This window comes from Klebsiella sp. Sb-30 (assembly GCF_057652795.1).
Genome location: NZ_CM172749.1, coordinates 2,077,158 through 2,097,030, shown reverse-complemented (window position 1 = coordinate 2,097,030; position 19,873 = coordinate 2,077,158). Strand labels below are relative to the sequence as shown.

The 19,873-nt window shown below is 57.3% G+C and carries 16 protein-coding genes and 1 pseudogene; 9 read left to right on the top strand and 8 right to left on the bottom strand.

Annotation, left to right across the window (positions count from 1 at the left end; translation table 11 throughout):
• Positions 1 to 51: 51 nt before the first annotated feature.
• The 3 genes from grpM (at position 52) to AC236I_RS09765 (ending at position 4,546) form a co-directional block, all read left to right on the top strand.
• Positions 52 to 2,595 (top strand): glycyl radical diol dehydratase GrpM, encoded by a 2,544-nt coding sequence (grpM, locus tag AC236I_RS09775; protein WP_015584070.1) that lies wholly within the window; start codon positions 52 to 54, stop codon positions 2,593 to 2,595.
• A 109-nt stretch (positions 2,596 to 2,704) separates the two neighbouring features.
• Positions 2,705 to 3,622 carry a glycyl-radical enzyme activating protein gene (locus AC236I_RS09770; RefSeq protein ID WP_004863616.1) on the top strand — a complete coding sequence of 306 codons (918 nt, stop codon included), beginning with the start codon at positions 2,705 to 2,707 and terminating at the stop codon, positions 3,620 to 3,622.
• Between the two features lie 96 nt (positions 3,623 to 3,718).
• Positions 3,719 to 4,546: an MIP/aquaporin family protein gene (locus AC236I_RS09765; RefSeq protein ID WP_004863618.1), complete on the top strand. Its 828-nt coding sequence runs from the start codon at positions 3,719 to 3,721 to the stop codon at positions 4,544 to 4,546.
• A 794-nt stretch (positions 4,547 to 5,340) separates the two neighbouring features.
• Here the strand turns inward: AC236I_RS09765 and AC236I_RS09760 are convergent.
• From AC236I_RS09760 to AC236I_RS09725, 8 genes and pseudogenes are all read right to left on the bottom strand, one after another.
• A pseudogene (locus AC236I_RS09760) lies at positions 5,341 to 5,607 on the bottom strand (BMC domain-containing protein); the annotation flags it as partial.
• 12 nt (positions 5,608 to 5,619) lie between these two features.
• Positions 5,620 to 6,810 (bottom strand): methionine adenosyltransferase, encoded by a 1,191-nt coding sequence (metK, locus tag AC236I_RS09755; RefSeq protein WP_048757503.1) that lies wholly within the window; start codon positions 6,808 to 6,810, stop codon positions 5,620 to 5,622.
• Positions 6,811 to 6,943: 133 nt separating this feature from the next.
• A complete protein-coding gene (locus AC236I_RS09750) occupies positions 6,944 to 7,996 on the bottom strand; it encodes a response regulator (protein ID WP_004863625.1) in 1,053 nt (350 codons plus the stop codon).
• A gap of 2 nt (positions 7,997 to 7,998) precedes the next feature.
• Complete coding sequence (locus tag AC236I_RS09745) at positions 7,999 to 9,240, bottom strand: sensor histidine kinase (protein WP_404655331.1); 1,242 nt, start codon at positions 9,238 to 9,240, stop codon at positions 7,999 to 8,001.
• A gap of 371 nt (positions 9,241 to 9,611) precedes the next feature.
• Entirely contained in the window at positions 9,612 to 10,601 is a 990-nt protein-coding gene (locus tag AC236I_RS09740; RefSeq protein WP_004863630.1) for an isopenicillin N synthase family dioxygenase, read from the bottom strand.
• A 21-nt stretch (positions 10,602 to 10,622) separates the two neighbouring features.
• On the bottom strand, positions 10,623 to 12,041 hold the full coding sequence (locus AC236I_RS09735; protein WP_048025098.1) for an amidohydrolase family protein: 1,419 nt from the start codon (positions 12,039 to 12,041) through the stop codon (positions 10,623 to 10,625).
• Positions 12,042 to 12,052: 11 nt separating this feature from the next.
• Complete coding sequence (locus AC236I_RS09730) at positions 12,053 to 13,042, bottom strand: ABC transporter substrate-binding protein (protein WP_004863635.1); 990 nt, start codon at positions 13,040 to 13,042, stop codon at positions 12,053 to 12,055.
• A gap of 300 nt (positions 13,043 to 13,342) precedes the next feature.
• Positions 13,343 to 14,242, bottom strand: a complete 900-nt coding sequence (locus tag AC236I_RS09725) for a LysR family transcriptional regulator (protein ID WP_004863639.1) — start codon at positions 14,240 to 14,242, stop codon at positions 13,343 to 13,345.
• Between the two features lie 208 nt (positions 14,243 to 14,450).
• Here AC236I_RS09725 and AC236I_RS09720 point away from each other — a divergent pair, with 208 nt between their 5' ends.
• From AC236I_RS09720 to AC236I_RS09695, 6 genes are read left to right on the top strand one after another with little or no spacing between them, the layout of a single operon-like run.
• Positions 14,451 to 15,419 (top strand): PDR/VanB family oxidoreductase, encoded by a 969-nt coding sequence (locus AC236I_RS09720; protein WP_032717140.1) that lies wholly within the window; start codon positions 14,451 to 14,453, stop codon positions 15,417 to 15,419.
• Between the two features lie 11 nt (positions 15,420 to 15,430).
• Positions 15,431 to 16,714 (top strand): amidohydrolase family protein, encoded by a 1,284-nt coding sequence (locus AC236I_RS09715; protein WP_004863646.1) that lies wholly within the window; start codon positions 15,431 to 15,433, stop codon positions 16,712 to 16,714.
• Positions 16,704 to 17,159, top strand: coding sequence for a RidA family protein (locus AC236I_RS09710; RefSeq protein WP_004863650.1), 456 nt, complete (start codon positions 16,704 to 16,706; stop codon positions 17,157 to 17,159). Before AC236I_RS09715 ends, AC236I_RS09710 begins: the two co-directional genes overlap by 11 nt.
• 22 nt (positions 17,160 to 17,181) lie before the next feature.
• A complete protein-coding gene (locus tag AC236I_RS09705) occupies positions 17,182 to 18,051 on the top strand; it encodes a creatininase family protein (protein WP_136342587.1) in 870 nt (289 codons plus the stop codon).
• Positions 18,052 to 18,062: 11 nt separating this feature from the next.
• Positions 18,063 to 19,046, top strand: a complete 984-nt coding sequence (locus tag AC236I_RS09700; RefSeq protein WP_004863655.1) for an ABC transporter substrate-binding protein — start codon at positions 18,063 to 18,065, stop codon at positions 19,044 to 19,046.
• Positions 19,043 to 19,873 carry an ABC transporter ATP-binding protein gene (locus AC236I_RS09695; protein ID WP_004863658.1) on the top strand — a complete coding sequence of 277 codons (831 nt, stop codon included), beginning with the start codon at positions 19,043 to 19,045 and terminating at the stop codon, positions 19,871 to 19,873. Before AC236I_RS09700 ends, AC236I_RS09695 begins: the two co-directional genes overlap by 4 nt.

The following is a 19,873-nucleotide window of genomic DNA, read 5'->3' as shown; positions in this document are numbered from 1 at the left end:
AAACTCAGGTGTGGAAAAACCCCACGCTTATATCATTTCGGGAGTTATTGTATGTTAGAGAAAGGCTTTACTCATCCGACCGATCGTGTAGTAAGACTCAAAAATATGATTCTGCATGCTAAACCGTATGTAGAATCTGAACGTGCGGTGCTGGCAACCGAGGCATATAAAGAAAATGAGCAGCTTCCCGCTATTATGCGGCGGGCAAAAGTCGTTGAGAAAATATTTAACGAACTGCCGGTCACTATTCGCCCTGACGAGTTAATCGTCGGCGCCGTCACGATTAATCCACGTTCGACAGAAATTTGTCCTGAATTCTCTTATGACTGGGTCGAAAAAGAGTTCGACACCATGGCGCACCGCGTTGCCGACCCGTTCATCATTGAGAAAAAAACCGCCGATGAGCTCCACCAGGCCTTTAAATACTGGCCGGGTAAAACCACCAGTTCGCTCGCCGCCTCCTATATGTCCGAAGGGACAAAAGAGAGCATGGGCAACGGCGTTTTCACCGTCGGCAACTACTTCTTCGGCGGTGTCGGACACGTCAGCGTCGACTATGGCAAGGTACTGAAAATCGGCTTTCGCGGGATCATCGATGAAGTCACCCGCGCGCTGGAGAAACTCGATCGCAGCACCCCCGATTACATCAAAAAAGAGCAGTTCTACAACGCCGTTATTCTGAGCTATCAGGCGGCAATCAATTTCGCCCATCGCTACGCGCAGGAAGCCTCGCGCCTTGCCCGTGAAGAACGCGACCCAACCCGTCAGCGCGAGCTGGAACAGATTGCCAGCAACTGTACCCGCGTGCCGGAATATGGCGCGACAACCTTCTGGGAAGCCTGCCAGACCTTCTGGTTTATTCAGAGCATGCTGCAGATTGAATCCAGCGGCCACTCAATTTCTCCCGGCCGTTTCGATCAGTACATGTATCCGTATCTGGCGGCAGATACCGCCATCAGCAGCGAATTTGCCCAGGAGCTGGTGGACTGCTGCTGGATCAAGCTAAACGATATCAACAAAACCCGCGATGAGGTTTCTGCCCAGGCCTTCGCCGGCTACGCCGTGTTCCAGAACCTGTGCGTCGGCGGTCAGACGGAAGACGGCCGTGATGCCACCAACCCGTTAACCTACATGTGCATGGAAGCCACGGCCCACGTGCGTTTGCCGCAGCCCTCTTTCTCGATTCGCGTCTGGCAAGGCACGCCGGATGAGTTTCTCTATCGCGCCTGCGAGCTGGTCCGTCTGGGACTTGGCGTACCGGCCATGTACAACGATGAAGTGATTATCCCGGCGCTGCAAAACCGCGGCGTCTCGCTGCATGATGCCCGCGACTATTGCATCATTGGCTGCGTGGAGCCGCAGGCGCCACATCGCACCGAAGGCTGGCACGACGCGGCGTTCTTCAACGTCGCGAAGGTCCTGGAGATTACCCTTAACAACGGCCGCTCAGGAAACAAACAGCTTGGCCCGATGACCGGTGAGATGACCCAGTACACCGGCATGGATGACTTCTATGCGGCCTTCAAAAAACAGATGGCGCACTTTGTGCACCAGCTGGTCGAAGCGTGCAACAGCGTCGACATCGCCCACGGCGAACGCTGCCCTCTGCCGTTCCTGTCCGCTCTGGTCGATGACTGCATTGGCCGTGGTAAATCCCTGCAGGAAGGCGGCGCGATTTACAACTTTACCGGCCCGCAGGCGTTCGGCATTGCCGATACCGGCGACTCCGTCTACGCCATCCAAAAACAGGTGTTTGAGGATCGCCGCCTGACGCTCCAGGAACTGAAGGGCGCGCTGGATGCCAACTTCGGCTACCCGGTCGGCGGCACCGCGCATAGCGCGGCGGCAAAATCCTCTCTCGGCGAGCAGGATATTTACGAAGTGGTCAAACGCATTATCGACCGGCACGGCTCGCTGAACCCGGCAGAGATAAAAAACGAAGTCTATCGTCAGCTCGCCAGCGCCAGTCCGGCCCCATCGGCAGGCAATCCGCGTTATGAAGAGATTCGCCATATTCTGGAAAATACGCCGTGTTTCGGTAACGACATCGACGACGTGGATCTTGTCGCCCGTCAATGCGCGCTGATCTACTGTCAGGAAGTGGAGAAGTACACCAACCCACGCGGCGGACGTTTCCAGGCCGGTATCTATCCGGTGTCGGCGAACGTGCTGTTTGGTAAAGATGTGAGCGCCCTGCCGGACGGTCGCCTGGCGAAAGAGCCGCTTGCCGACGGCGTATCGCCGCGCCAGGGGAAAGATACCCTCGGCCCGACCGCCGCAGCCAACTCGGTAGCCAAACTGGATCACTTTATCGCCTCGAACGGAACGCTCTACAACCAGAAATTCCTGCCCTCCTCGCTGGCGGGGGAAAAGGGTCTGCGAAACTTTGGCGGTCTGGTGCGTAACTACTTCGATAAGAAAGGGATGCACGTACAGTTTAACGTTATCGATCGCAACACGTTGCTGGAGGCGCAGAAAAATCCGCAGCAGCATCAGGACCTGGTGGTTCGCGTTGCGGGCTATAGCGCGCAGTTCGTGGTACTGGCGAAAGAAGTCCAGGATGACATCATCAGCCGCACCGAACAGCAATTCTGATTTTGCCTGACCTGCCAGGGCCATACGGCAACGTATGGCCCTTTATCAGACCCGATTTTAGCGGCTGACTTGCTGTTGCCTGGTGGTCGCTTTGTTGACGAGTGATGTTATGAACAGAGTCGAATACGATACCGAAGGCGTGTTATTCAATATTCAACGCTACTCCCTGCATGATGGCCCCGGCATCCGCACGATCCCCTTTTTTAAAGGCTGTCCGCTGGCCTGTAAGTGGTGCAGCAACCCGGAATCACAGCGCCCGCAGCCCGAGTTAATCTATAAAAAAAGCGACTGTATCCGCTGCGGAAAATGCGTGGAGGTCTGTCCGCAGCGGGCGCTCTCTCCGGGCAATCCGTTCTTTATCGACCGCGAACGCTGTATTCAGTGCGGCCAATGCACCGCGGTTTGCCCGACTCAGGCGCTGGAAATGAAAGGCAAACGCATGACCGTCAGCGAGGTGATCCGTGAGCTGCAGAAAGAGGAGAACTTATTTCGGCGCTCCGGCGGCGGAATTACCCTCTCAGGCGGTGAACCGCTGGCGCAGCCGGTGTTTGCTCGCGAGCTCCTGAAAGCCTGTAAGGCCAAAGGCTGGCACACGGCGATGGAAACGACGGGAATGACCAGCAAAGCGGTGATTGAGGACGTCTTTCCGTGGGTCGATCTGGCATTAACGGATATTAAGGCCGTGAACCCAACTATTCATCAACTTAATACGGGTGTTGATAACCGTACGATTCTGGAAAACCTGATTCGGATCTCCTTTATCACTCACGTTATTGTGCGCATCCCGGTGATTCCCGGCGTTAACGACAGCCCGGAGGAGATTCGCAGCATTGCTGAATTTGCCCGCCTGATGTCTGGAGTGGACACGATTCATCTACTGCCTTATCACACCTTTGGCGAAAATAAATATACCCTGCTGGGCCGTATTTATCCCATGGGCGATGCCGGTTCGCACTCCGAAGACAAAATGGCCAGCCTGAAAAAAATCGTTGAATCGATGGGATTTCATTGCCATATCGGCGGCTAATCCTGACAACACAAAAAAAAGATTTCGCGCTCTTATCCCTTGTACCCCAATCGTTAAGAGATGGCATAGCGCATCGCTTAATACAGGAAAAAAACTATGAGTGACTCTCGTGAATCAGTAACCGGACAGTGTATTGCAGAATTTCTTGGTACCGGATTGTTTATGTTTTTCGGCACCAGCGTGCTGTGTGCGGCAAAACTGGCCGGCGCCAGCTTCGGTCTTTGGGAAATCTGCATTGTGTGGGGGCTGGGTATTGCGCTGGCGGTCTACCTGACGGCAGGGATCTCCGGCGCTCATCTTAACCCGGCGGTCACCATCGCCTTATGGATGTTCGCCCGCTTTGAGGCGAAGAAAGTGGCGCCTTATATCCTGGCGCAAATGGCCGGCGCATTTTGCGGTGCCGCTCTGACCTATCTGCTGTACCACAATCTGTTCGCCGACTATGAACAGGCCCACCAGATGGTGCGCGGCAGCCAGGACAGCCTGTATCTGGCCAGCATCTTTTCGACCTATCCGGCGGCAAGCATCAGCGTCTGGCTCGCGGCGCTGGTGGAAATTGTCATTACTTCGATGCTGATTGGCTTGATTATGGCGCTGACCGACGATGGCAACGGGGTGCCAAAAGGGCCGCTTGCGCCGCTGCTGATCGGCCTGCTGGTGGCAGTCATCGGCGCGGCGACCGCCCCGCTAACCGGATTTGCCATGAACCCGGCTCGCGATTTTGGTCCAAAACTGTTTACGTTTCTGAACGGCTGGGGCTCCGTCGCCATGACCGGTGGCAGAGAGATTCCCTACTTCCTCGTACCTTTGATTGCGCCGGTCATCGGTGGAATCCTGGGCGCGGCGATCTACCGCTACGGTATCGGGCGCCATCTCCCCGCCGCCAAAGCCGCCGCGGAGACGGTGAGTCATCCGCTATCCTGATTGACCCGACGCGCCCGCACTCCGCCAGCGCAACACATTGTGGCGGAGTGCTCCACAAACGCCCCTTTTCTGCTCGTGTCACCTGCTGCTCCTCCCCCCAGGCACCTCATCCGATTCTTAGCCGCGCATCCGGGCAGAGCCCGGTTGCTCATCTCTCGCTCGCGTCATCTCCTGGCGCGCAGCAACAAAAAAGCCACCTGCAGGTTAATGCCGATCGTTTAAGGGTCAGCTGACCGATCCGGCAGAGGGGTAAGTATCCGCCATTTCAAAGAGATGGCCGGTTTTTTATGCGGCGCTGTCAGGTTTTCAACACGTCTGCAGGCGAGGCAGCCCTCAAGGTCGCGGTTAAGCCAGAGGTTTCGTATTTTCGCGCCAGCCACCGTTTACCGGTATCGTCCTGGCCTGCGATAAAGCAAAAAAATGCGGGTCACCTTGACGTGACCCGCATTAACCCGCAGGTGGCTTAACTGAAATGACAGCGGCTAGCGCCGGGTGTTCTTCGCCCGGGTCCGTGCCGTTTTTTTCTCCTCCTGAGTAGCCTGAACCGCCGACTCATTCTGAGGTTCAGCCTCTGCGCCCACCGGCTGAACCAGCGCCGGGTCAGGTTCCGCCGCCAGCGACGCCGGCAACTCAACGCCCGGGCTCTCCTCAAAAGCCAGGCAGGAGGCGGACTGTGCGGGAGACGTAATATTGACCACCGCTATCGTCGCGTCAGGAACTTCCGCGGCGGCAGGGAGGCATTCGGCGGCAGGCGCTGTCGGTTCAGGAGGCGTGCCGCACGTTTGTGATGAGGCAATCAGGCTATCAATCCCGGTTGCGGTACGCGCAATGACTTTCCAGGCGTAGACCTGCCCGACCCGGCTAGCGGCGGCAACCCCGGCGGAGACGGCGGCGTTCATGGCGCCAACCTCACCGGTTAATTTGATGGTCACCAGCCCGCTGCCCTTGGTCAGCTCATAGCCAACCAGTTCGACATTCGCCGATTTTATTGCGGCATCAGCGGCCTCTACCGCCACCGTTAAGCCAACGGTTTCAATTAAGCCTAAGCTCTGCCCGGACATATCTCTCTCCTGTTATTTTTCATGCAAGGGGGTACACACCGACGCGCACAGCTGACCGGCGGCATCGTCACGCAACCGCGGCGCCTTATCAGTGCGTTCCCAGGGGAAGACTTCCCGACCAAAATGGCCGTAGCAGGCCGTCTGGCGATAGCGCGGCGCCAGCAAATCAAGCTGGCGGATAATGCCATAAACGCTGAGGTCAAAATGACGGTCGACCAGCTGCGTCAGCTGGTTCGCCGACAGACGGGAAGTCCCAAAAGTATTGATGGCGACCGAAACCGGTCGGGAAAGGCCGATGGCCCAGGCCAGCTGGACTTCGCATCGCGTCGCCAGCCCGGCGGCAACGATATTTTTTGCCACGTAGCGCGCGGCATAGGCCGCCGAACGATCGACCTTCGACGGATCTTTACCGGAAAACGCCCCGCCGCCGTGGCGCGCTGCGCCGCCATAGGTATCGACAATGATTTTGCGCCCGGTCAGGCCGCAATCCGCAGCGGGTCCACCGTTGATAAACGGCCCCGCTGGATTAATCAGCAGCCGGGTAGCGGAGGTCAGCCAGCGTGCCGGAATAACCGGTTTAATCATCTCTTCCATCACCGCTTCCCGCAGCGTCGCCAGCGGAAGGTCGGCGCGATGCTGCGTGGAGACCACGATGGTGTCAGCATAATGGATCCGTCCGCCGCCATAACGCAGCGTCACCTGGCTCTTGGCATCCGGTAATAGCCCATCCAGCTGGCGCGTTTTACGCAGCTGCGCCTGGCGCGCCATCAGCCGATGGGCATAGAGAACAGGAGCAGGCATGAGCTGCGGCGTTTCATCGCACGCATAGCCGAAGGTTATTCCCTGATCGCCGGCCCCCAGCGAGGCCGGATCGCGGGCGCGGATCCCGTTAGCAATATCGTCAGATTGCCGGCCCAGCATGCTGATAACCGCACAGGTTGCGCCATCAAAGCCTTTCGATGAATGGTCGTAGCCGACAGATTTCACCGTCGCCCGCACAATCTGCTCAAGATCGATACAGGCATCGGTCGATATCTCCCCGGCCACAATCACCGCCCCGGTTTTGACCAGGCACTCGCAGGCCACTTTGGCCCACGGATCTTTGAGTAAACAGGCATCGAGAATGGCGTCAGAAATCTGGTCCGCCATCTTATCCGGATGCCCTTCGGCAACGGATTCAGAAGTAAAGAGGTATTCATCCACGGCAGCGCCACTGTATAAAGAATCGTGTCCCATCTTAGCGGCGCGCGGCGCGGCGACGAGTAAACAATCTTGCCGGGATAGCGGACTTTCTTGCGCTTACGCTGGGGCAAGCGCAAAAAAGACCGGGTGACAATCAGCCCGCCTCGGGCGAGGCGATACGGCGATAATCGGATGGCGCAATGCCGGTCTCTTTCTTGAAGATCCGACAAAAATAGTTCGCATCCTGCCAGGAGAGTTCCAGCGCAATAGTATTCACTTTGAGATCGCTGTAGTGCAGAAGAGATTTGGCGATATTGATTTTTCGGCTGGTAATGTAACTGGAGAACCCGCTGCCGGTACTCTTTTTAAACGCCCGACTCAGATAGCACGGACTGACGAAGGACTCCGCGGCAATATCATCCAGCGTCATGTTGTTAAGCATGTTTTTTTCAATATGGAAACGGGCTCTGGCGACGAAATCCATGCTGCCGCTGGCGCTTTTAAACAGTTGCTCAAAGATCGCGTGGCTGAGATTGAATAACCCTACCATCACCGGCCAGTAGCGGCCGGTGCCCAGACCGTGCTGATGAATGCTGTGGATCAGATCGCTATTTTTTTGCCGACACGGGATATATTTATCACCGAGCCCGGCAAGATGCTGCTGGAGCAATTCCAGGACATCGGTCAGCCTTTTCGCCCCATCGTTATCAGACATGTGTTGCGCGCAGGCCGCATCAAGAATACCGAACAACCAGGTGTGCCAGCCGGGATAATCACAGTTGCCCATCAGATCGCTTATCGTCTGCCGCTGCTCCCGCGTCGCGACAGCCCCCTGTTCGTCCACCAGCAAGGTTTTGCGGATCGTATCGCTGAGAATACTCTGCTTAACCGGTTTTAGCAGATAGTCATCCACTTTCAGGCTCAGCATATGGCGCACAATGTCAAAGTCGTCGTTTGCCGTCGTGACGATCACTTTGGTTTGCGTGTTTTTCTGCTTGAGATACTCAATAACCTGATTGCCATTGGGCAGCGGAATGTTGATATCCACCAGCATCATATCGATTTGATTCAGTTCATCGATAAGCTGAATAGCCTTTTTCCCCGTCGACGCCTCATGAATGACAGAATTCTCCACGCAGCGAGAGACGATCCGCTTGAGCGATTCCGACTCAATATACTCATCTTCGACAATAACAATGTTATACATTCTCACACTCCAGACTCAGCTGGCGCCATCGGGAACCGGAGTTTTACCGTGGTGCCGAGCATCGGCTTATCGGGACTGGCAATCTGCAAACCATAGCTTTCACCAAATAACAGCTGCAGGCGATTGTTGATATTATTAATGCCGATCCCGCCTTTCTGTCGATTCTGGTTGCCAGAGAGAATATGTTCAATATCCTCGGGTGAAATGCCATCTCCGTTATCGGCTATCTCGATAATGACATCTTTACCATCATCGGTAGCCCGGAGAATGATGTGGCTTTTGGTTTCACGCGGCTCGACAACATAATTAAAAAAGTTCTCCACCAGCGGCTGAAGAATTAAAAAAGGACAAACCGTTTCATTATATTTTTCAGGAATATCGCAAACATAGTCAAAACGTTCATTCATTCTGACTTTTTGAATGGCCATATAGCAATTGACATAATTCATTTCGCGGCCAAGGGTAATCAGACCATTATTATTTTTGCGCAGTAAATAGCGCATCATATCGGAAAAGTCATGCACCATCGTTTCCGTACGGCTGGCATCTTCGAGAAACGCCAGCCGACCGATCGTATTCAGCACATTAAACAAAAAGTGGGGGTTAATCTGGTAAGACAGCGCCTTGAACTCGGCCTCATGTAATGAACGTTCGATCTCCACGCGTTTACGCAGTTCGCTGGTTAGCTCCTGCTCTTTTTGCCGCAGCTCACGCTGGATGTTGTTGGCATGGGCCTGCTCGACCAGATAAGAGGCAACGTGCAGCAGCGTGTAGGCCGTCGATTCAAAGCGATCGTAGGGCATCCGCGGCGTATTTTCATGCAGATTGATAAGCCAGGGATTCTCTTGCCACAGATGATTATTGTCGAGGATATAGGGGATCGTTTGCTCTTTCTCCGCCTCGACCTTGACCTGCCCTGAAATAAACGCGCCGAGGTAATGACCATTAATCATAATGGGTACCGCAAATTCGACAAAACCGCAGTAGCAGCGATAGACCACCGGTTCGCCGGCGAGCATTGCCGCCCGCCCTCCGGCGCTGTCGCTGTCATAGCAGTGGCGGGCCAGGGTGGCATTCATTCTTGATCGGGCGCAAAAATCAGAGAAACCGCTCGCCTGGGTGACCGGAATACCGTCCTGGTCGACCACCACCAGCGCAATCATCATCGATTGACTAAAATTGTCCTGCAGCGTTTGCAAACGGTCAACATCAAGAAATTCGTGTAATTTGTATTTATTTTTCATGATATCCACCACCTCAAGTCAAATGCCGTTAAACCATACCCTATTTAGCATTTTAAAATGATGAAACCGCTCACAAACAAAAAATGAGTTGTATGAGAATTGTTAATGTGGTGATTACGTTGCTTCTGTTTTTATTATATTAATTAACATTCATCGGCATGCGATAATATAACCCGGGTACAACGATGGCCAAATAAAAGAGAGGCACTCACTAACCGGCTACTGTTCAGACGATTAAATTGAACAGCGCTATGAAATTGTTCTTTTGCGAATATCCGCTATTGATGACCGTAAAATCCCATGCCGCGGCGTGGGATTTTACGGGATGCCCGTTTCAGAAAAAGCCGCGCAACGCCAGCCGTCGGGAAAGCCTATCCTTTGGCAAAATTGGCCTGGATACGCTGCTGCAGATAGGCCTCTGCGGTAATCGGCGGGTATTTCGCCTGCGGCCCGAGGATCTCGACATCTTTATTGGCCTGACAGAAAAACGCCAGGCTATAGCGCGGTCCCTGATACTCATGGGCAAGCGGGCTTCTCACGCGGTGGAAGTTCGAGGGGAGCTGGTCGTCGCTCCAGCGCATCAGCATATCGCCGATATTACAGGTGATCACCTCCTCGCGAGGCTCAATGCTGGTCCACTGCTGGCTCTCGCGGTCCTTACCCGGACACACCTGCAGCCCGCCCTGCCCCGGACGCTGGAACAACAGCGTCAGGCAGTCAAAATCCGTATGGGCGCCGGCGCGCCACATCCCCTGCTGCGCCCGCTCGCTGGCGTAGTAGTGCAGCATACGCAATGTGCTCTGGTAGGTCTCACGATCCGGATCGTGAGCGGTGGTGAAAAACGACTCCGCAAATCCCAGCTTAAGGGCAAAGCATGACAGCAGCTTCATCCCCAGCTGCCAGCACCGGGATTCAAACTCCAGCATCGTCTTTCTGAACGCCGGGAGCTGCTGGTCGCTGGGCCACAGCCCCGCCATCAGCGGACGGGTAATCTGGTACGACTCTTTTTGATCCGGGGTCTTCGTCGATGGCCGGACCTGCGCCTTGCTTTCCCAACCGGCATTGCGGGCCAGCGGATACTGCCCTTTCACCTCATCGGGCAGGGCGAAAAACGCCTCGGTCATGCTGAATGCCTGGCGAATTTCCGCCAGCGGAATACCGTGATGACTGACCTGAAAGAAGCCAATCTCCACTGCCGCCTCCCATAGCCGATCGGCAATCTCACTTTTCCTCTCCTCAAAATTTGAGAGATCGATACAGCGCACTTCGCGGGTAAACGTCTCTTCCCCCGGCGCGCCCATCAGCGCCTCTTTCTCCAGTTCCTGTAATGCATAGCCCTGATTTTGAACAGATTGCGTCATTATGATTGTCCTGTATTGGGTTTAAACAGCCGCCCGCTGTTGTAGGGTTCGTACCGCCGCCAGCGCGTCGCGACGCATGGCGTCAAGATCCACGCCGGGGATCACATCCTCCTCAACGATCGGCCGGCCATTGAGCAGCAGCGCTTTCAGGGAGGCCCGACCGCCGCAGGCCACCGGGCCAATCGCGATATCGTGCAGCCCGAAGTAGCGCGGATCGTCGAGGCGATAAATCGCTAAATCCGCCTGCATCCCGACGCTGATGGTGCCGCACTGCGGCAAGCCGAGGATGTGTGCGCCGCCCGCGCTTCCCCAGCGCACCACATCCTCCACCGTGGCGGCGTCAGCACCGCCCTCAAAGGTACCGCCAGCGTAGCGCGGCTGCGCCAGCATGCCCTTACGCGCTCGTTGCAACAGCCATGCAGCATGGGCTTCGCTTTGCATATCCGCCGCTTCATTGGAGGCGGCGCCGTCCACGCCCAGCGATACCGGCACCCCGGCCTTTTCCAGCGCCAGCAAATCCGCGATCCCGCTTCCCAACCGCCCGTTGCTTTGCGGACAATGGGCGATGCCGGTGCCGGTTTGCCCAAGTAGCGCGATCTCTTCCGGCAGCAGCTTCACCAGATGAGCAAACCACACGTCATTCCCCAGCCAGTCGTGTTCGGCGCAGAACTGGACCGGCGTCATCGCGAACTTCTCCCGCGCGGCATCCAGATAATCCACGGTTTCCGACAAATGGCTGTGCAGCCGAATGCCCAGGTGACGAGCCAGTTTGGCCATCTCCCGCAGCTGGGCGCCCGGTGCAGAATGCAGCACGGTGGTGGGCGCCATCACCACCCTCCGCAGGGAACCGGCGTCAGGGCGGTGATAGCGTTTGACTAGCCGTTCAATATCCGCCATATAGCCATCGAAGGTTTCAGGACGCAGCGCGACCGGCAGATCCTGCTCAACGGCCCGCCCCTGGGTTGCGCCTCCGCGACACAGAACAATGCGCATGCCCAGCGCCTCGCCTTCGCTAAATACAATCTCCGAGGTATCGAAGGGCATATCGGGCCAGTATAAATAGTTGTGATCCGCGACGGTGGCGCATCCCGATCGCAGCAGCTCCACCAGCCCGACGCGTACCGCCAGACGGAAAGTGTGCTCATCGAACGCGGCGCGAAACCGGTACGGCGTGGCGCTCAGCCATGCCGTCAGGCTCTGATTCAGCCCCTGAGGCTCGCCCTTTAACAGCGACTGGAACAGATGGTGATGCGTATTCACCCATGCCGGATAGACCACGCAGTCCCGGGCATCGATCTGTCGCTCCTCCGGCAGCGCCGCCAGCGAACCGATGGCGGCGATAACGCCATCGTGGATACGGATATCCGGCCCGGCCAGCCGCGCGGCATCCCCCGGGAGACCGCTGAGAATGGCATGCGCGTTTTTAATCACTAATGACATAGCGTCACTCCTCAGGGTTTAATCTGCATAGTCTGCACAAACTCGGTGGTATAGGCCTGCTTCCAGTCGGTAGCGGCATCCAGCAGGTTGGCGCTGACCATAAAATCACGGGTCTTCCGCCAGCGCGTTTCCGTCATCGTCCCCCAGCCCTCGCTGGCGGCGTCGCCGCCATCAATCAGATGATGCTGGCGGATTTGCGTGACGGCCCAGGCCAGCAGATCGTCGGTCATTTTGGGGTTATCTTTTTTAATCAACGCATTTCCCGGGGCCGGGTTGTTCAGGTAGCTCACCCAGCCTTCCATCGACGCGCGGACAAACTTTGCCAGCGCCGCGTTACGGTCGGCGATGGTTTCCGGACGGGCAATCAGAATGCCGCCGTAGGGGGGATAGCCGTGTTCGGAAAACAGGAAGAAGTTTGATTTCACCCCCGCCTTTTGCACCTGGAAAACCTCGGAACTGACGTAGGCCTGCTGGGCGACGTTGTCATCCGCGACAAAGGGTTGAATATTGAAGGTATAGGGTCGGGCCTGGGCATCATTCAGTTGATACTGCCCCTTCAGCCACGGCCACCACGTTGCCTGACCGGAGCTGGAGACCAGAATGGTTTTCCCTTTCAGTCCCTCCAGTGAAGCGACATCGGTATGGGTCAGCAGTCCCTGGGGATCATACTGAAAGGGAGCAGCAATGGCTTTGGCCTGGAATCCCCGCTGAATGCCTTCCAGCAGCTGCAGATCGTAGCCGATAATAACGTCCGCCCGTTTTGATAGCAGCAGCTGCATGCCGTTAACCTGGGGGCCGCCGGAGCGAATGTCGACCTCCAGGCCATATTTTTTGTAGATCCCCGTCGCCTGCGCCTGATAATAGCCGCCCTGCTCCGCCTGGGCGTACCAGGAGGTCAGCAAAACAATTTTCTCCTCGGCCTCAACGGCCAGAGACATACCGCTCAGGGCCACCAGACCCAGCACACGGTAGCCCCAGGGAGTGCGTGAACGTATTTTCATTGCCCCTCTCCTCATAACGCCGGGAAAGAGGACGAGCGGACAACGGCTCAGCCTCCCACCCCGGTCAACGTTGAACCGCGAAATGGTTACTGAGCAATGTCCCGTACGGATAAATCGTACTGACCGCTTCTACTCATATTCCGTTATACAAAAACGATGCCAGGTACGATCGGCATCCGTCATCTCACGACGCCCCCGCAGGAATGCGCTGTTCCAGCGACCCGCTTATGCAACCTTTGATTCATCAACACACAAAGCGCACCATAATGGTGCATTAGTGGATTGTTTTAGTGCCGGGTATCAAATCTGACTGAAGAGAATTTCCAGCTGCTTGAGCATCATGGAGGCAGCCAGCGACAGCTGCCGGGCGGGGGATACGCACAGCGCCAGCGTGAAGGGTTTAAGCTGCGGATCGGTCAACGGAATAAACGCCAGCTGGCCGGACTGAATCTCATCCAGAATATCAAGACGACACAAAATGCCGATTCCCATCTGCTCTTTTATCAGGGTTCTTATCATATGAATGTTATTAGAAACAGCCACTTCCCTAACCTCATTGCCGCTGATATTCACCAGCGCTTCCACCGGCTCGCTGATCATCAGCGGCGCGGAAGGAATGATAAACGGGTACTCGATGCACTGATTAAATCGTACGGTGCTGCGGCTTTCCAACGGGTGGCCTTTGGGCACCACGATCCCGATATTCATTTCGGCAAAAGCCCGGACCTGCAGTTCGCGGGAACTTTGGGGGTTGAGCATGATACCAAAATCCGCCTCGCCCGAGATCAGCGCCTGCTGGATGTTGATATTGTTCATGGTGGTTAATGTAAACGAAATGTTGGGATAATGGTTATGCACCTCCTTCAGCATCGCCGAAAAGAAATGCCGGTTAATGGCATCGATAGTGGCGATGCGCACATGCCCGCGCCGCAGCCCGCGCAGGTCATCCAGCTGCTCGCACACCCGGGTAAAGTCCTTTTTCCAGTTATTTGCCGCGTGCAGGAGCAGCTCCCCGGCGGCCGTCAGGCGCAGTCCCGTCGGATGGCGCTCGAATAGCGGCATCGCCAGCTCATTTTCGACGCGCAAAATCTGACGATCGATGGAAGACGCCGAGACATGCAGCGCCTCTGACGCTTTACGAAACGACCCCTGACGGGCCACTTCGGTGAAATACAGCAGAAAACGGGAGAATGCAAACATGGTCTGGGTGCTCTCTTTTTTGCAACGGGTTGTGCGAATCAAAGCTCTGGACGCAACAGTTTTATCACAATACCGTAGCATTCATAGCGGAGAAACAATCGTTTCACCAATTAACTCACCTGGCGGACAGCCTACGGCGCAGGGCATTTTCTCCCTTCGCTGACTCAGGCCGCCCTGCAGACAGCTTAATATGGGATGGTAAACGTTAATGAAAGACGGCGATCTGATTCCTGTATCGGTCAAGGAAATAAGCCTGAACGGGCAGAGTAATCTGTCATTAAAATTTATTCCCGAAGGCGGGAAAATATTACCCGGCTATTCTGCGGGAGCCCATATCGATATTATGATTCCGGGCGTCGGCCCGCGGCAATATTCCCTCTGCGGGATGCCTGACCACCGCCAGAGTTATGAAGTCTGCGTCAAGCTGGGAGATATCTCCTCCGGCGGCTCCCGCTATTTGCATCATGCGCTTAAGCCCGGCGACCGACTCACCATCTCCCGTCCACGCAACCATTTTCCACTGCCGGCAGCCGGACGTTACCTGCTGCTGGCCGGCGGCATCGGTATCACTCCTCTGCTGGCGATGGCTGAAGAGATAGCACGGCAACATATTGATTTTGAAATACATTATTATGTCTCCACCGCCCGTCACGTGGCCTTTGCCGCGCGGCTGGAGCGGCTCTCTGCGACGGGAAAGATCGTTATCCATTGCAGCGACGAGGGTGACTCTTTGCGCCGGGAGATCCCCGCCTGTTTAACCGCGCCTGACGTCGATACGGCGGTCATTGCCTGCGGCCCGGACGGCTTTATTCAGCGGCTACAGGATATGATGCCAATATATGGCTGGCAGGCCTCGCAATTCTCATTTGAACGTTTTACCTCCGGCGGGCTGAATCATGATGCGGAGAATAAAGGTTTTTATATTGAGCTGGCGTCAACCGGCCAGCGCCTGCAGGTTGCGCCGGAACAAACCATCGCCGAGGTATTATTGCACGCCAACGTCGAGGTCATGCTCTCCTGCGAGCAGGGGATCTGCGGCTCCTGTATTACCGACGTTATCGACGGCATTCCTGAGCACCGGGATAGCGTCCTGACGGCGGAAGAAAAAGCCGGGAACCGTCAGATTACCCTGTGCTGCTCGCGGGCGAAAACGCCGGTTCTGGTTCTCGACCTGTGAGGAGAGCGACGATGCACATTCCCTCCCCCCACACGCCGCTTGCCGGCGTCAGCAACGCCCGTCTCCCGGCATGGGCGCTACCTGCGGGTTGGCCAACGGAGCATAACGGCACGCCGCTGACCGCGGACCTGACCTTTGCCGACGGGCAGATCGCGACGATAGCGCCATCCGGCCAGGCGAATCACGGCTTATGGGATCTCGGTGGAGCGCTGACGCTGCCCGGCCTTGTTGAACCCCATGCCCATCTGGATAAGACCTATACCATTGAACGCTGCCGTCCGTCGGAACCCGGTCTACTGGCCGCTATTCGCGCCATGCACGAGGATCGCCGGCACTGGACCGCACAGGATCTCCAGCGCCGTGCGTCCGCCGCACTGGCCCGGGCGGCGGCCAATGGCGTCACTCATCTGCGCACCCATATTGACTGGTTCACCGCCGCCGCGCCTGACGCCTGGCAGGAGATCGCCCGCCTGGACCATCCCGGCATCAGCGTCGAGCGGGTGGCTTTGGTGCCGCTGGGACTGTTTGCCGATCCGGCCGCCGCGGAGGCCATCGCGCAGACGGTGGCCGAAGGCGGCGAGGGCTGCTTGCTCGGCGGGTTTGTCCACTCCTCTAACTGGGATCCCGCGGCGATGGAAAACCTGCTGCGCAGCGCGACGCGCTGGCGGTTGGATCTGGATCTGCATATCGATGAGGAGCTCAGCGACAATCCGCGGGGGCTGGCCTGGCTGGCGGAGTACCTCTCCCGCCACGCTTTTCCGGGACGCCTCTGCTGCAGCCACGGCTGCGCCCTGGCCTGCGGCAGCGAAGAGCAGGCGGAGAAGATCCTGCGCCAGCTGGCGGCCCACTCCGTCACCCTTATCGCCCTGCCGATGACCAACCTGCTGCTACAGGATGCGGTTACTGGCCGCACGCCGCGCCAGCGGGGGATCACGTTGCTTCAGGAGGCCCGCTGCGCCGGCGTTGCCACCCTCCTCGGCTGCGACAATGTGCAGGACGCTTTCTGCCCGGCGGGGAGCTATGACCCGCTGGATACCCTGGCCTGCGGCCTGTTCAGCGCCCAGCTCAGCGACGTTTTCGACCGTCAGTCGCAGCTGATTTGCGATCGGGCGGCGTTAACCGGTGCGCCGGCAGACGCTGCGCCTTTCGCCGTCGGCAACGCGGCCAGCGTGGTGATTTTCCCGGGTAGCGACAGGTTTACCTGGCCTTTAAACAGTGCAGCTCGTCTGGTGATTAACCGCGGCAGGTTAACCCACCAGCGGGTGTGGCGACAGGAGATGACGTATGAGTCTTGAAGCAGGCGCGGGCGCTCCGCTGGCGCGGTATGCCGCCTGGCGCAGAGCCGGCGAGTTTATTTTTCTCTCCGGCATTATTCCGGTCAATCCGCTGAACGGCACCATCGTCAACGGCTTTCAGGATGTGCCGGAGGAGGTGCGGGAGCTGCTGGGGCAAACGGGCGAGTTTTCGACGGATGCCAAACAGGGCCCGATTCTGGCCCAGAGCTGGTACGTGCTGGAAAGCATCCGCCGGACCGTGGAGTCCGCGGGCGGGCAGATGAGCGACGTCATCAAGCTGGTGCAGTACTTTCGCAACCTCGACCATTTTCCCTATTACAGCCGGGTAAGAAAGCTGTTTTACCCCGACCAGCCGCCGGTGTCGACCGTGGTACAGGTCAGCGAAATGCTGCCCGACGCCACGGTGCTGATTGAAGTCGAAGCGACGGTCTGGTTACCCCAATAATTCTCGACCCAGAGGCACAGCGATGATCAACGGTTATATTCCTGCAGAGCGCTTTCTCCCTTTTCTGAGCTGGACGGCGATTGCCGCCCTGCCGGACAAAAGCAATACGGTTATCGTGCTCCCCACCGGAGCCATCGAGCAACACGGTCCGCATCTGCCCTGTTCCGTGGACAGCGTGATCTCTTCCGGCGTGGCGGGACATGCCCTCGCCCGGCTGCCGGCGGATATCCCGGCCTACGCCATCCCGCCGATTACCTACGGAAAGTCCGACGAGCATCTGCATTTTCCCGGTACCCTGACCCTGAGCGGCGACACGCTGCTGCATACCCTCCTTGAGATAGCCGAATCCCTGTATCGCGCCGGCTTTCGCAAGCTACTGATGATCAACGGTCACGGCGGACAGCCGCAGGTGCTGCAGATGGCCTCCCGGGAAATGCGCCTGCGTCATGGCGATATGATCATCATCGCGCACGACGTGTTCAACGTCCCCAATAGCGAAAAGCAGTTTCTCAGCTCTCAGGAACAAAAAATGGCGATGCACGCGGGCCATAGCGAGACGGCGCTAATGCTGGCCCTTGCGCCGGAGTGCGTTCATATGGAGCGCGCCGTCGCCAACTTTCCGCCGCCGTTCCCCTGCCCGACCCTGTCAAAAGGCCGCCCCGCGGCGGCCTGGGCTTCCTTCGATTTTGGCCCCAGCGGCGTTATCGGCGACCCGACCCCGGCGACTCTGGAGCAGGGCCAGGGGTTACTCGAATCCCTGGCCGTCAGCTGGGCGCAGGCGATTAGCGAAATCCACCGCATGGAGTGGGTCGTACGTCACGAAGCGAGCTGGGGAAAACACCACTGGAACGGCTTTGTGCAGTCCGCCCCCTCCTCTTCCGTTGCTGAGTAAAAGGAACTCTGATGAAAAATATGCGTACTCCGGCTTACACGATGCTGGCCCTTACGGCCATCGCCGCCTCTGCATCCTGCCTCGCGGCGGAAAAATTTACTTTCCTGACCAACTGGTATGCCCAGGCGGAACACGGTGGTTTCTATCAGGCCCAGGCCAAGGGGCTGTATAAAAACGCCGGCCTCGATGTCGAGATTAAAATGGGCGGCCCGCAGATCAACGTCATGCAACTGATGGCGGCGGGTCAGGCGGACTGCACCCTCGGCGATAACGGCCAGGCGCTGGAGACCTGGCAGGCCGGCGTGCACGCCGTCACCGTCGCCACCGTTTTCCAGCATTCGCCGACGGTATTTATCACCCATGATAAGGTGAATAACCCGGCAGAATTAAAAGATAAAACCTTCTTGCTCGCTACCGAAGCCTATACCTCTTTCTGGCCGTGGGCGAAGAGCGAACTGGGGCTGGGCAACACCAAAGTGCGCCCCTATACCTTCAACGTTCAGCCGTTCCTGGCGGATAAAAATCTGGTGCAGCAGGGCTACGTAACCTCCGAGCCGTTCTCCGTCGCCAAAGGGGGGCAGCCGTTCTACGTCTATCCGCTCAGCGACTGGGGCTACCCTCCCTACGGCAACTCGATTATCTGTATGGCCGACACCATCAAGAAGCGCCCGGCGGCCGTAGCGGCATTCGTCAAAGCCTCGATGGAAGGCTGGAAAAGCTATCTTCAGGATCCCATTGCCGGTAATCAACTGATTAGCAAAGCGAACCCGCAAATGGGCGCCGAGCAGATCGCCTTTGGCATAGCCCAGATGAAGAAATATCAGCTGGTCACCGGCGGCGATGCGATGACCGACGGCATCGGTATCATCACCCAACCGCGGCTGAAAAAAACCTGGGACATGCTGGTGAAAAACAAGCTGATCGACGCCAGCAAAGTACCTTTTGAGCAGACCTATACCCTGGATATGGTCAAAGATGCCGGAGTCATGCCATGAATACCGCCCCTAAACTCACCGTCATGAGCGACAGTCGCTTCGCCCAGGCGCCCGCGACGCCGGCCATCGAAGTACTCTCGGCGGAAAAAATTTACAGCAACGGCACCCGGGCGCTGCTGCCCGTCAATCTGACCATCAATCAGGGCGAGTTTGTGACCCTGCTCGGTCCCTCCGGCTGCGGGAAGAGCACCTTGTTGAAGATGGTCGCCGGTCTGGTGGAACCCAGCGACGGTAAGCTGATGCTGTGGCGTCGCGACAGCCGGGAAAAAGCCCAGCTTCCCCTCTCTTTCGTCTTCCAGGAAGCCACGTTGATGCCCTGGAGCAGCGTCCATAGCAACGTCCGGCTGCCCCTGGATCTTGCCGGCGTCCCACGAGCAGAAGCCAACACCCGGGTGAGCGAAGCCCTTGAGCTGGTGGGGCTGGGCAAGTTCGCCAACGTCCTGCCGCGCGAACTCTCCGGCGGCATGCAGATGCGCGTCTCCATCGCCCGTGGTCTGGTGACGCGGCCAAAACTGCTGCTGATGGATGAACCCTTCGGCGCGCTGGATGAAATTACGCGCAATAAGCTCGATAGCGATCTGCTGCGTCTCTGGCAAGAGCAAAACCTGACGGTGGTGTTCGTCACCCATTCGATCCATGAAGCGGTATTCCTCTCTCAGCGGGTGATTATGATGGCGGCCCGCCCCGGCCGGGTGGTCGAAGATATCGCCATCCGGGAGCCGTTCCCACGCAGCGAGGAGTTCCGCGTCAGCCCGACATTTTCCCACTATGCCCGGCAGTTGCAGGACAGCCTCTTACAGGCAAGCCAATCCGGTATGGAGCCATAA